Raw genomic sequence first — 13,195 nt, forward strand, 5'->3', positions numbered from 1 at the left:
CGAGGCATATTTCATATACAAAAAAAGCTTAGCAATGTGCTAAGCTACGATTTTGACAGTTCCTGCAAGGAGCCAAAGAATAAGTCTGCTTCATTCATTTGTTCATTTTCTTCTGAAAGGGTCGGTAAATCATCTAATGTTTGAAGTCCAAACGTATCTAAGAACTCTTTCGTAGTACCATATAAAATAGGGCGCCCTGGTCCTTCTGCCCGACCCGTTTCTTTTATAAGTAAGTGTGAAACCAATGTTTGCAATGCTCGATCTGTTTTCACACCACGAATCTCTTCCATTTCAGTTCTTGTAATCGGCTGACGATAGGCAACAATCGCCAATGTTTCAAGAGCTGCCTGGGAAAGAGACGCAGCTGTTGGTGTATCCATTAGCTTTTGATAATAAGGCGCGTGTTCTTTTTTCGTGGCAAGACGATACACTTTTGCAAATTGTACAATTTGCAAACCTCGCTGTACACCTTCACATTTCCTTTGCATTTCCTCAATAATCTTAATTACATCTTCCACTTCAATCTCAAGTACTTTTGCAATTTGTTCCGGGTAAATCCCTTCATCACCCGCAACAAATAAAAGCCCCTCAATAATTGCCATCTGTTCTTTTCTATCCAACGTATAATCTCCTTTCTCATATCTTTCCATACAAAAATATCCATGACAAAAACCGAATCACAGTATATTGCGTCCGGTCCAACACTCCTTCTATTGTTCCCAAACAAGATGATGTGAAACTTTGATCAGTGGGGTATTTCCACTGATCATTAGCTCTCACTAATCAAATACTTACTGCTAGTTTTCCTCGCAATCTTGAAATCGGTATTTTACTAAGCTTTAGAGCGAGTCAAAAAGATTTCATCAAAATTGTGTTCTTGCTCAATAATAATTTGTTGGTTTTTCATAAGTTCGAGTACAGCTAAAAACGTTACTACCATTACTTCGCGCTCTTCATCAACAAATAAATCATAAAAACTTTGGCGTCCTTCAGCTGTTTCTAATTGCTGTAAAATATCACTCATACGTTGTTCAATCGGTATTTCTTGACGAGTTATCCGCGTTGTTACTGGACGTTTTGATTTTTTACGACGCATAAGTTTTTGAAATGCTGCTAACATATCATACAGTGTGACATCGAGAGGTAAACTTGTCTCCTCTTCTTGCTGAAACGATGTAAAATCGATTGGTGGACGTGTATAAAGTTGTGCTCTTTCTTGTTCTCTCTCTTTTAATTCAGCAGCAACTTGCTTATATTTTTTATATTCAATTAACCGCTCCATCAACTCTTGACGGGGATCATCTATAAAGTCTTCACCATTATCAGGTACATCTTCCTCTTGTTTCGGTAACAGCATTTTACTTTTAATTTGCAATAGCGTTGCAGCCATCACCAAATACTCACTTGCAACATCCAGTTGCAATTCTTTCATCGTATGAATATAAGATAAATACTGCTCTGTAATTTCCGCTACAGGAATATTATATATATCGATTTCATAACGATGAATTAAGTGTAACAATAAATCTAAAGGCCCTTCAAAAGCCTCTACTTTAAAATTATATTGCACAAAGCATCCCACCACATTTTTTCTATAACAACATAAGTATAGAGCATACTTATGTTCTATCCAACCTTTTTAAGAAATTTAGTTAAAAATAGACATCTGCCCATGCAACAATGCCCACCCCTTCATATGATAAAAGTGTAGTAAGTTCAATGTAGGAGGTAAAAAACTATGGGCCATGTTGATTGTGGTTTTCACGGCGGTTTCGCTTTGCTTGTTGTGCTCTTTATCTTATTAATCATTGTAGGCGCGGCTTGCTTCTGCTAATGCAGAATATAATAAACGGCTAGAGATTCTCTAGTCGTTTATTATTTATCTCGCAGTTTTGAAAAAATAAAGGCGTTAGAACTTTCCCCTACTCACATTACAGCTTCGCTTCATGATACACTGTACGTAAGACCGTTTAGACAGGAGCGAAAAGAATGTACCCTACTGCATACATACAGTTTTTAATTCATTTTCATGGAGATTACGATTACTTTGAATGTCACGAAGTACTAGAAGAATATTGGAAATTAAAACCACGAGGAGAGCGTGACAGCTACTGGGTTGGTTTTATTCAAATAGCAGTTTCTTTATACCATCACAGACGCTCGAATTGGAATGGTTCAATACGAATGATGAAAAGCGCCATTGCTATTTTAAAAAAAGAAAGTCAACAAGTACACAAATTAGGTCTTGATCACCCTAAACTTTTAACTATTTTGCAAAAACAATTACAGTCTATTCAAAGGAAAGAACCTTTTACACCTATATTTTTACCTTTCTCAGATCCTTTTTTAGAAAACACATGCTTGCAATTGTGTACAGAAAAAAGGATTCCTTGGAAAGATGCTCATTCGCTAGCTACTGAGTACATTATCCATAAACATAAATTGCGAGACAGAAATGATGTAATTGCCGAACGAAACAAGCAACTAAAAAAGAGAAAGCAGAGATGACATGGTTTCTATCTCTGCTTTCATGAATGTATATTCTGTTCAACTTCCTTACACTTTTCGCAAAAACTAGCAGTTTGTTCATTACCACAAATTGTAACACCTTGAAACTTATTTTTTAACTCTTGTACCATTTTCGTACCAATCCCCATGTGACGATGTGATGGATTTACACTAAGATGTTGAATCTCTAATACATTTTTTTCATTGATAATTCCAACTATCCCAACAAAATCATCATTTTGTTTCCACAAATACAGTTGCCAACTATCATTTTTATCATATTCTTTCATTGTTAATTGTAAAGTTTTTACATCTTTTTCAGTCGGCATAAAAGAAAGAAGCCCCATTGCAATCTTTTCATAACTTTTTTTAAAACGAATTAACATAAACCTTATCCCTTCTTACAAAAGTTATAAACCATATATCCCCTCTACCACTATTTCTACCTCATATCCATTCTACAATATTTTCACTATAGTGAGAAGGGCTACCAAAACAACTTGATAATCATACAAAGAGAGTTTAGGAAAGTCAAATGTATAGTATTCCTTTATTTTCACTAATAAAGGAAACTTTTCTCATTGAGAATTTAATTTTCTAAAACGAATGAATAAACTCCGTCTAATTTTTTATCTTCTCGTAGAACTCATTGAACTACAAAGTTTATTGACCGTGAATAGCGAAATAAAACTTCTCTGTATCCTATGTATTTTTGCAAAAATAGTTCTATTGCTAACAGTTTAGTCAGCTATAAGAACTTTATCCTTTACTCTCTCTTATCATTTACTGCACGTTGCTTACAAATTCCTGTTTATAGAGTAAAACTTTTCTTATTTAAGTTTTTTCTCTACTTGCCACTACAAACATTGAACAAAGCAAAATTTTATCCCCAAATATTTCCTATCTCCCTTAATATCTTCTGAATTTTTCGAATGATGATTATATAACAACGAAAAAAAGAAAAAGAGAGCACAGTGCTCTCTTCAACTTACTCTTCCCAAACTTTAACTTCTTTCATTGTATCGCCTTGACGCATATTTAATACTGTTTCAATACCACTTGTCACTTTACCAAATACAGTATGTACACCATCTAAATGTGGTTGCGGCTCATGAACGATAAAGAATTGGCTACCACCTGTATTACGGCCAGCATGTGCCATAGAAAGTGATCCAACTACATGTCTATGAGGATTTCCATCAGTTTCACATGGAATTGAGTAACCTGGGCCACCTGCTCCTGTTCCTGTTGGGTCTCCGCCCTGGCTTACAAAACCAGGAATCACGCGGTGGAATGTAACTTCGTTATAAAATCCTTGATCTGCTAATTTTTTAAAGTTTTCAACTGTTTTCGGTGCTTCTTCTGGGAAAAATTCCAATTCGATTTTTTCACCATTCTCCATTAATATGTATCCTAAAGTTTTCATACGTGTATGTCTCCTTTCAACTATCTCAGCACTATATTACCATATTCGTGCTCAGAAACAAAAAGAATCCGACAATCCGTATGCTTCTTTTTTAAAATCAGCAAGAAGACGGATGACAAATTTTAAAAATATACTATAATTACTGTGTTGCCCGCAAATTCCAGAAAGAGAAAGGGAGCGATTTTTCGTGAAAACGAAACTATTAGCTCTGCTATTAGCTGTCACGGTATTCATTATGCCAACAGCTTCATTTGCAGACATAATTGAGGGAGAATCAATCGTTACATTAGGAGAAAATTTATCTGAACAACAAAAACAAGATCTTTTAAAAGAAATGAAGGCACCTAAAGATGCGCAAATTATTACTGTATCTAATGCGGAAGAACATAAATTTCTAGAAGGTATCGTTCCAAAAGCGCAAATTGGTACGAGAGCGATTTCTTCTTCTATGATTACGTATACAAAACCAGGATCTGGTCTTATTGTACGAGCAAAAAACATTAACTGGGTAACAGATGCAATGTACACAAACGCACTTATTACAGCAGGTGTTAAAGATGCAGAAATTCAAATCACTGCACCATTTAAGGTATCAGGAACAGCTGCTTTAACAGGCTTAATGAAAGCTTACGAAACAACAGCGAATAAAGAAATTCCTGAAGAAGTAAAAAAAGTAGCCAATGAAGAGATGGTACAAACCGCGAAACTTGGTGACAAAATTGGTGAAGAAAAAGCTGTTCAGCTCGTTGCCAAAGTAAAAGAAGAAATTGCCAAAGAACAACCCAAAACAACAGAGGATTTACGTGCACTGATTCAAAAAATTGCGGATCAACTTGGCATTACCCTAACAGATGAACAGTTAGATAGTTTAGTTTCACTCTTTGATAAGATGAAAAATTTAAATATCGATTGGAACCAAGTTGGTAGTCAATTAGATAAAGCGAAAGAACATGTTTCAGCTTTCTTAGGATCTGAGGAAGGCCAAGGTTTCTTAGATAAAGTAAAAGATTTCTTCTCTAGTATCATTGATTTTATTAAATCATTATTTAAGTAATAAAAAGCTCGTCAATGACGAGCTTTTTATTATACAAGTAGCGGTAATTTCATAATGGCTTCTTCTACAGAACGAACAACATGGTTTGCTTTTCCCTTCACATACGGGTGTGCATGATGAAGAGTAAATGAATGCGGTGTTACCGCAAACATAGAAATATCATTAAAAGAATCACCAATACATGCTACTTCATTCGCTTCAATTTTCAAATGCTCCATTAAACGTTTCAAAGCCTTCCCTTTACTCACACCTATTGGCATAATATCAACATAACATTTTCCAGAAATAAAAATTTCAGCTTGTTCCTGAAAGGTTTCTCTTAATTCTTGATCTAATGCTACAATTTTTTCTTCTGCTCCATACACAAATAACTTCGCAGGATGGACTGTCTTACCAAATTCTTCTTCCAATGCTTCTACTTCAGCAATATGCACGCTCAGAGATTCTTCAAAAACATGATGATGTTCATTTTTCTTTTTCGTATATCGCTGCTCTTTTGCGCACACAATGTCAGCTAGTTTTTTTTCATGTATATATCGATATATTTCCTGGGCAACTTCATCATCAAATGTTGATTCATGAAATATTTGTCCGTTTGGCAATAGCATCGTAGCTCCATTTAACCCTGTCGTATAATATGGAAAGGCGAATTTCCTAACCGCATCGTGAATCCGATGTGTAAAACGGCCAGAAGCAAAGCAAATATTTGTCCCTTTTTCTGCTAACCAACAAAGTGCTTTTTCATCTTCCTTATGAATATTGCTTACATTATAAACAAGTGTATCGTCTAAATCGCTTACAAATAATTTGATCATTCTCTCTTCCCCTTTCATACACAATATCTACTCTAAGTGTACGAAAAAAATGTTGTGTTTTTGTTAAAAAACGATAAATTTATAATGAAAAATAAGCAGGAATATACTCCTGCTTATTTTTGTCTACGTATATTTTGTGGATGTACAATGCTTGGACGCACTTTCAAACTAGAAATGGTCGGGCGTAATAAAATTTTTGTTAATGCCCCCCAATCAAATGGTAGGAATGGCCATAGATACGGTGTTTGTAAACTTTTAATCGATGTTAAAAACAAGAGTAACGTCGTCATCCCAATAACGAATCCTATTTCATGGAAAAAACCAGTTAAAATAACAACAAATAATTTCCCTAGTTTATTTCCAAGTCCTAATTCATAACTCGGTGTCGCATATATCCCAATCATCGAAAGAGCTGTATATAAAATAACTTCAGGAACAAATAGCCCAACATCAATCGCAATTTGTCCAATTAAAATCGCTGAAATTAAGCCGGCAGCTGATGATAGAGGGGTTGGCGTATGAATCGATGCCATCCTTAAAAATTCGAGCCCAATATCTGCCATAAGAATTTGCAATAAAATGGGTAAATGCGTCATTTTATTCGGTCCAATAAAAGCTAGGTTTTCCGGTAATAATGTTGGATCTAAAACAAATACGAGCCAAAAAGGCATCAAAAACAATGAAAATAAGATACCAACAAATCGTATCCATCGTAAAAATGTACCAACTGCTGGATTTTGTCTAAACTCTTCTGCATGCTGTACATGATGAAAATAAGTTGTTGGTGTAATCATCACACTTGGAGATGTATCAACGATAACTAACACATGTCCCTCGAGCAAATGAGTCGCTGCTACATCTGGTCTTTCTGTATAACGAATGAGCGGGAAAGGATTGTATCCTTGCTTTACTAAAAATTCTTCAATCGTTTTGTCAGCCATCGTAATTCCATCTACTTCAATATTCTCTAGTTCTTGCTTAATGATCTTTACCAAATCTGGATTAGCAACATCCTGAACATACGTAATACAAATATCCGTTTGTGACCGATCCCCAACCCGAATAATTTCGTTTCGAAGGCGTGGATCACGAATACGCCTTCTTATTAGTCCTGTATTCACAATAATATTTTCTACGAAACCATCCCTTGCCCCACGTACCACTTTTTCTGTATCTGGCTCTGTCGGTGTTCGTCCTGGATAACTGCGGACATCGATTGCGAAGGCCTCTGTTTCACCTTCTACAAAAATTATAATAAGGCCAGATAATACTTGTACCATCACCTCATCCATCGTTTTTACTTTACTTACTTGTTGATGAATAAGTCGATTTTCTAAAAGCTTAACTGTATCTTCTTCCACATCTCTGATCTCATTTGTATCGACTGCTTCTTCTAAAATATGGATGATATAGTTGGTATCACACAATCCATTTACAAATAATACACCGATTTCTTTATCAAGAATTTGAAACTTACGAATGCCGACATCAAATGTGACGCCCAGTCCAGCTGTTTGTTTTAAATAATTTTCATTATCACTCAAAAAAGAAGAAATCGGAATATTAACTTTCTTCTGTTTTGTCATAAAACCCACTCCTTTCTAAAATTAATTGAATTGCTTTTTTAGTAATTGGTGATCCTCGCTCCCATTCATCATTTCCACACATCTTCCCAACATCACCAATCCCAACAATAACTGGGACATTTAATTCATCTAAACAATAAATCGTATCCCCATTAATTCTGCCAATTTCACCATCAGGAAGTCCGAATTTATCAACACCATATTCTGTTAATCTGCCTTCTCGATCTACACTGATATCTACACGAGCCCACTCCAGGCGGTGTGTATTAGATGCAACAGCTAAAATACCAAGAACATCAATTTGTTTATGCATTGCCACATATTTTAACGCCTTTTCACCGGAACCTTCTCCTATAAATCCACTATCATCAAACATGACAAATACAGGGTCATATGGCGTTTGCATAATTAGCTCCATAATCTTTTTTCCTGTCAATTTCGTTGGATTGCTTTGCGATGCAGAAATACACCGGCCTCCAAATTCCTTTGCTAACAGCTCAATTACTCGCTTTGCATATTCATCTCCATCTGTCACCAAAATAACCCTTCGTCTCATTTGATTTATCCTTTCGGTTTACATATAAGTGCTATAAAGAACGAAAATAATATCGCCGCTGAAATCCCCGCGGAAGTTAAACTAAACATGCCAATTCCGATTCCTAAATAACCATGTTTCTCTGCCGCCTCTAATGCCCCATGTAAAAGGGAATGCCCAAAACTTGTAATGGGAACGGTTGCCCCAGCACCAGCAAATTTTATGAGCTTATCATATAGTCCAAAACTATCTAAAATAGCTCCAGCTACTACAAAAGTTGCCATTAAATGAGCAGGTGTTAATTTTGCAAAGTCCAACAAAATTTGTCCTACTACACAAATGGCTCCTCCAACGATAAATGCATATATAAAATCCACAACTTCACACTCCTTTTACCCTTTCAAATACAACACCGTGTGCAATTGTTGGAATTGTTTCTTTTTGTTGTATCATAACCGGGCTTAATAATGCTCCTGTTGCAACTACAAAAATACGCTGTAAATTTCCTTTTTGCATTTCTTGTAGTAAATGTCCGTATGTTACAACCGCTGAACAAGCACAACCACTTCCACCTGCAAAAACCTCTTCTTGATCCTCGTGATAGATCATTAATCCGCAATCATTATATATATTCCCTAGATCATACCCTTCCTCAAGTAGCAGTTGCTTCGTAATCGGTGCCCCAACACCTGATAAATCACCTGTAACGATAAGATCATAGTCCGCTGCACTTCTCCCTAAATCTTCAAAATGCTGTTGAATTGTATGAGCTGCAGCTGGCGCCATTGCCGCTCCCATATCAAATGGATTCGTAATTCCTAAATCCTGTACTTTTCCAATCGTCGCAGCCGTTATTTTAATAGCACTTCGCTCTTTACTAATTAAAGCTGTGCCTGCTCCAGTCACAGTCGAAGTTGCTGTCCCAGGTCTTTGACCACCATACTCTGTCGGATAACGAAATTGTCTTTCAGCTGTTGCATTATGACTACTTACTGTCGCGATTACACGGTTAGCAAAACCACCATCAATAAAAGCTGAGCCAACTGCCAACGTCTCCATCGATGTTGCACACGCACTAAACATACCTAAAAAAGGAATACCCAGCTCGCGAGCGACGTAATTTGCTGTCACTGTTTGGTTTAATAAATCACCTGCTAAAAAAAAATCAATTTGCGAAGGCCTTATATCCCCTTTTTGCATGACCTGGTGAATCGAATCATTCATCAATCTTCTTTCAGCCAGCTCCCAATTTTCTTCCTCACAGTGCAAGTCATTATATGAAATATCAAAACACTTTCCAAGAGGACCTTCCGCTTCTTTTGGACCGACAGCAGTGCCTGTTGCATTCACAAATATATGATTTTGAAATACCCATGTTTGCTTCCCTGTCAATCTCATATCTAGTCTCCTTTAAGACATCCAAAGTTTAAACGTATACCTGATTAGGCCAACAATGTATGCTCCAACAACTCCAAATACAATTACACTTCCAGCAAGCTTAAACATATTTGTAGCAACTCCGAGTACAATTCCCTCACTGCGATGCTCCATTGCCGCACTTGCCATTGCATTTGCAAACCCAGTAACAGGAACTGCTGAGCCCGCCCCTCCGAATTGACCGATTTTATCATACACACCAAATCCAGTTAATGCGGCTGATAATAACACAAGCGTCGCTACCGTAGGGTTTCCCGCATTTTGCTCACTGAAGTGAAAATAATGCATATAAAATTTCATCAAGCATTCCCCTACTGTACAAATCAGTCCCCCTACAACGAACGCTTTTACACAATTCATCACATAGTTTGGCTTTGGATGATAATCTTTTACTTTATTTATGTAATCATCTTTTAATTTATCTTGTGTCATCTTGATGCCTCCTACCTTGCAAAATAAATCCAATGAAATAAAGAGCCCATTACCTTTCCAAGTACAAGTGCAACGAGTAAAATGACAATCTTCCCATCTACCCCTACCCGTTTTGCTAATATAGGTAAAACATTTAATACTTCTGTCAAAGCCGCAGCAAGCATACCAATAAATGTTCCACAAAATAAGCCAAGTAAAATGAGCCAATACTGAGAGGCTTGAAAGGTTATATTTCTTAAACTGCACCATGCTCCAGCCAAAGAACCACCAATTACAGCCCATTCAAAAAATTGAATACGATGGCCACTCCTTGTTAACTGAGCTAATCGTGGGATGACACCAAGCACAGCTAAAAATGCAACATATCCTCCTCCAACTGCAATCCCACCAGCAAGCCCAATTACTATCACCAAACCACACTCAATCATCTGCAATTTGTTTTGCACTCTCTTTATTTTCATTGATCATGACATATTGATCGAGTGACTGTTGATATTGGAACATTTCCACTTCTAACGGACTTGGCTCTTCATTAATTCGTTTTTGAAACACATGATTAAAAAATAGGACCATCCCTAATCCCAATCCTAAAGAATACGGAACTTGAAATAGGAGCGGTTTATAATTGATTTCTCCTGTAATCATGTAATATAGGCGTCCATGTACTTGTTGCATACTGACATCTTCATGAAAATAAATAATCGCAAGAGCCGCCCCGACAAAAAGTAACATCCAAACTAGTCCAAAGAAAATAGGGTGTACTTTCTTTTTTTCATAGACGATTTCAACAAGTGTTTGTCCAGGACCAAATAAATTAATTTGTATATGCTGCGTAGTTTGTTGAATCACTTGAATAATTTTCATCGCATCAATTACGACATGTGTTTTATCACGTTTTGTGATTTTATAGACGAGTTGCTTTTTTATTTTTTCTACTACACCAGACTCTCCAACTACTTGTGCAATATCTTCAATCTTCACCTCATATGAAGGGGATACTTGCAGACGATTTCGCATTTTGAGATAGATTGTTCGCTCCACTCCATTCACCTCTTCACTATTCCTTGTAGTTGTAGTATGGTTTCTGGAAATTTTTCTAATACAACTTTTTTATAAAATGAAACTGTGCACAGTGGATTTTTCTCAACAATCACTCAGTAAATAAAGCGAATGTATCATTTTAAAATCGTTATTTTCATATTTTGAGCTTTCAGGTGAGGTTTATTAATTAATAAAGAAAAAAACATCCGCACCATTGTGGCGCAGATGTTTTTTCTTTATGCCTTCTTTTTTTTAATAAATTTAAAATACTTAAAGCTAATCCTCCCCAAATGACTACAATTCCAATCATCATCATCATAATTGCTGATCCACTCATCACGAAACACCTCGATTTTTCCATTCTTTTTCAAGCTGGGCAGAATCTGAATGTATTTGTGCATTCCATTTTTTAAGCTAATAATCAATGCAATGACAAGTTTATACTTGGATTATATTTTAAATCCACTAAATTATAAATGAATTCTGTTAATAATTCCGGATGATTGAAACTTTTTGATTTTGGAAAGGATAACAACAATAACATAAGATACAACTTTTTCATGTTTTTTTGCTTCTACCCAATCTTATGTGAAATAACACTCCCTTCTAGTCCAAAACAAAAAATCGAATAGATGGCTATTCATCTATTCGATCTTTCATCTGTTTTAATATTTTCTTTTCAAGCCTTGATACTTGAACTTGTGAAATTCCAATTCGCTCCGCTACTTCTGATTGAGTTTGATCTTTATAATAGCGCAAATATACAATTAAACGTTCGCGCTCATCTAGTTCTCTAATTGCTTCTTTTAAAGCAATTTTATCAAACCATTTCGTTTCTGTTTGATCTGCAATTTGATCTAATATCGTAATGGGATCCCCATCATTTTCATAAACCGTTTCATGTATTGATGATGGAGCACGGCTCGCTTCCTGCGCAAGAACAACTTCTTCTGGCGTCAGCTCAAGCGCTTCCGCTACCTCATTAATCGTTGGAGCCCTTCCATATTCTTTAGAAAGCTCATCTTTCATTTTCCGAATTTTATTTCCAGTCTCCTTTAAAGAACGACTTACTTTCACCGATCCATCATCACGCAAGAATCGCTGTATTTCTCCAATAATCATTGGAACTGCATAGGTTGAAAATTTCACTTCGAAAGACAAATCAAATTTGTCTACCGACTTCAAGAGTCCAATACATCCAATTTGAAATAAATCATCTGGTTCATATCCTCGATTGAGGAACCGTTGTACAACTGACCATACAAGACGCATATTACTTTGGACTATCGTATCCCTTGCTTGTTGATCTCCATCTTGACTTTTTTGAATTAACGCTTTTAACTCGTGGTCCTTTAACTGAGGTTTCTTTTTCTCATTTCTGACCTCTATGTCCATAGGCAATTCTCCTTAATTGCATAGAGCGTTACTATTTGATAAGTATTTTGTCAAATGGATTGTTGTCCCGAAAGATTCATTTGAAATAACTTCTACTTCATCCATAAAATTTTCCATGATAGTAAATCCCATTCCGGAACGCTCTAATTCAGGTTTAGTTGTAAAAAGAGGTTGCCTTGCCTCATCTAAGTTAAAAATGCCAACCCCTTCATCTCGAATCATGAGTTTCACCATTGCTTCTTCCAAAATTACTGAAATGTAAACAATACCTTCTGCATTCCCTTCATATCCATGAATAATTGCATTTGTGACTGCTTCAGACACAACAGTTTTAATCTCTGTCAATTCCTCCATCGTTGGATCCAATTGTGCAATAAAAGCAGCAACTGTAACGCGAGCGAACGATTCATTTTGACTTAATGCTGAAAATTGAAGGTTCATTTCATTTCTCATTTATGCCACCCCCAATGTCGCGAGCGCATGCGCTTCACTTTCTTCTAAGCGAATGATTTTAAACAGACCTGACATTTCAAATAAACGCTTTACAGGAGGTGAGATTGCACAAACGACCATCTCCCCTCCTAAACCTTTAACATGCTTATATCGGCCTAATATAACACCAAGACCAGAACTGTCCATAAATGTTAACTTCTCTAAACTTAGTACGATATGATGAGCGCGATGCGTCTCAATCATATCTGTTACTTTTGCTCGCAACTCTTCAGCAGTATGATGATCTAGTTCACCCGCTAGCCGAACACATAAGACATCACGCTTTACTTCTAAATGCATGGAAAGACTCACACGATTTCCTCCTTATGCTTAAACTTGACTCATTTACATAAGATTTTCGTGAACATAAAATAAGAATCCTTCCTACTGACAAAAGAAGTACTATTTCGCCATAATGTGAATCTTTCAGCAATTATTCTACCTTTTTCATGTATGCGGATAGGAAAGGGGCAA

Annotated in this window: 19 protein-coding genes; 3 read left to right on the forward strand and 16 right to left on the reverse strand. The window is 36.3% G+C overall.

The genetic code is table 11. The features are described 5' to 3' along the window. Positions 1 to 44: 44 nt before the first annotated feature. Entirely contained in the window at positions 45 to 620 is a 576-nt protein-coding gene (gene scpB, locus J4P91_RS04675) for an SMC-Scp complex subunit ScpB (RefSeq protein ID WP_207993086.1), read from the reverse strand. A gap of 212 nt (positions 621 to 832) precedes the next feature. Then, positions 833 to 1,570 (reverse strand): segregation/condensation protein A, encoded by a 738-nt coding sequence (locus tag J4P91_RS04680; protein ID WP_017151031.1) that lies wholly within the window; start codon positions 1,568 to 1,570, stop codon positions 833 to 835. A gap of 168 nt (positions 1,571 to 1,738) precedes the next feature. Between J4P91_RS04680 and J4P91_RS04685 the strand changes: the two genes are divergently transcribed. After that, on the forward strand, positions 1,739 to 1,834 hold the full coding sequence (locus tag J4P91_RS04685; protein ID WP_017151030.1) for a YjcZ family sporulation protein: 96 nt from the start codon (positions 1,739 to 1,741) through the stop codon (positions 1,832 to 1,834). A gap of 155 nt (positions 1,835 to 1,989) precedes the next feature. Then, complete coding sequence (locus J4P91_RS04690; protein ID WP_017151029.1) at positions 1,990 to 2,508, forward strand: DUF309 domain-containing protein; 519 nt, start codon at positions 1,990 to 1,992, stop codon at positions 2,506 to 2,508. A 20-nt stretch (positions 2,509 to 2,528) separates the two neighbouring features. Here J4P91_RS04690 and J4P91_RS04695 read toward each other — a convergent pair whose 3' ends face one another. Further along, entirely contained in the window at positions 2,529 to 2,894 is a 366-nt protein-coding gene (locus J4P91_RS04695; RefSeq protein WP_017151028.1) for a GNAT family N-acetyltransferase, read from the reverse strand. A 602-nt stretch (positions 2,895 to 3,496) separates the two neighbouring features. Next, entirely contained in the window at positions 3,497 to 3,934 is a 438-nt protein-coding gene (locus J4P91_RS04700; RefSeq protein ID WP_017151027.1) for a peptidylprolyl isomerase, read from the reverse strand. 187 nt (positions 3,935 to 4,121) lie between these two features. Here J4P91_RS04700 and J4P91_RS04705 point away from each other — a divergent pair, with 187 nt between their 5' ends. Then, positions 4,122 to 4,988, forward strand: coding sequence for a DUF1002 domain-containing protein (locus tag J4P91_RS04705; RefSeq protein WP_017151026.1), 867 nt, complete (start codon positions 4,122 to 4,124; stop codon positions 4,986 to 4,988). Positions 4,989 to 5,017: 29 nt separating this feature from the next. Here J4P91_RS04705 and J4P91_RS04710 read toward each other — a convergent pair whose 3' ends face one another. The 12 genes from J4P91_RS04710 to spoIIAA all read right to left on the reverse strand — a co-directional run bounded on the left by J4P91_RS04710 (position 5,018) and on the right by spoIIAA (position 13,033). Next, positions 5,018 to 5,821: a Cof-type HAD-IIB family hydrolase gene (locus tag J4P91_RS04710; RefSeq protein ID WP_207993087.1), complete on the reverse strand. Its 804-nt coding sequence runs from the start codon at positions 5,819 to 5,821 to the stop codon at positions 5,018 to 5,020. A gap of 95 nt (positions 5,822 to 5,916) precedes the next feature. Beyond that, on the reverse strand, positions 5,917 to 7,389 hold the full coding sequence (locus J4P91_RS04715) for a spore germination protein (protein ID WP_207993088.1): 1,473 nt from the start codon (positions 7,387 to 7,389) through the stop codon (positions 5,917 to 5,919). Next, positions 7,367 to 7,945 carry a stage V sporulation protein SpoVABEA gene (gene spoVAEA, locus J4P91_RS04720; protein WP_026049157.1) on the reverse strand — a complete coding sequence of 193 codons (579 nt, stop codon included), beginning with the start codon at positions 7,943 to 7,945 and terminating at the stop codon, positions 7,367 to 7,369. Before spoVAEA ends, J4P91_RS04715 begins: the two co-directional genes overlap by 23 nt. A 5-nt stretch (positions 7,946 to 7,950) precedes the next feature. After that, positions 7,951 to 8,301 (reverse strand): stage V sporulation protein AE, encoded by a 351-nt coding sequence (spoVAE, locus tag J4P91_RS04725; protein WP_017151022.1) that lies wholly within the window; start codon positions 8,299 to 8,301, stop codon positions 7,951 to 7,953. A gap of 4 nt (positions 8,302 to 8,305) precedes the next feature. Then, complete coding sequence (spoVAD, locus tag J4P91_RS04730) at positions 8,306 to 9,322, reverse strand: stage V sporulation protein AD (RefSeq protein WP_017151021.1); 1,017 nt, start codon at positions 9,320 to 9,322, stop codon at positions 8,306 to 8,308. Positions 9,323 to 9,334: 12 nt separating this feature from the next. Continuing rightward, positions 9,335 to 9,793, reverse strand: coding sequence for a stage V sporulation protein AC (gene spoVAC, locus J4P91_RS04735; RefSeq protein ID WP_017151020.1), 459 nt, complete (start codon positions 9,791 to 9,793; stop codon positions 9,335 to 9,337). Between the two features lie 11 nt (positions 9,794 to 9,804). Next, positions 9,805 to 10,221, reverse strand: a complete 417-nt coding sequence (locus J4P91_RS04740) for a stage V sporulation protein AB (protein WP_017151019.1) — start codon at positions 10,219 to 10,221, stop codon at positions 9,805 to 9,807. Next, complete coding sequence (locus J4P91_RS04745) at positions 10,214 to 10,834, reverse strand: stage V sporulation protein AA (protein WP_017151018.1); 621 nt, start codon at positions 10,832 to 10,834, stop codon at positions 10,214 to 10,216. Before J4P91_RS04745 ends, J4P91_RS04740 begins: the two co-directional genes overlap by 8 nt. A gap of 187 nt (positions 10,835 to 11,021) precedes the next feature. Next, on the reverse strand, positions 11,022 to 11,171 hold the full coding sequence (locus tag J4P91_RS04750) for a methionine/alanine import family NSS transporter small subunit (protein WP_207993089.1): 150 nt from the start codon (positions 11,169 to 11,171) through the stop codon (positions 11,022 to 11,024). 299 nt (positions 11,172 to 11,470) lie between these two features. Next, a complete protein-coding gene (gene sigF, locus J4P91_RS04755) occupies positions 11,471 to 12,229 on the reverse strand; it encodes an RNA polymerase sporulation sigma factor SigF (RefSeq protein ID WP_207993090.1) in 759 nt (252 codons plus the stop codon). A gap of 12 nt (positions 12,230 to 12,241) precedes the next feature. Then, on the reverse strand, positions 12,242 to 12,682 hold the full coding sequence (gene spoIIAB, locus J4P91_RS04760; RefSeq protein ID WP_017151016.1) for an anti-sigma F factor: 441 nt from the start codon (positions 12,680 to 12,682) through the stop codon (positions 12,242 to 12,244). After that, positions 12,683 to 13,033 (reverse strand): anti-sigma F factor antagonist, encoded by a 351-nt coding sequence (gene spoIIAA / locus J4P91_RS04765; protein WP_017151015.1) that lies wholly within the window; start codon positions 13,031 to 13,033, stop codon positions 12,683 to 12,685. Between the last annotated feature and the right edge of the window lie 162 nt (positions 13,034 to 13,195).

The organism is Bacillus sp. XF8 (genome assembly GCF_017498755.1).
GTDB classification, from domain to species: Bacteria; Bacillota; Bacilli; order Bacillales; family Bacillaceae_G; genus Bacillus_A; species Bacillus_A bingmayongensis.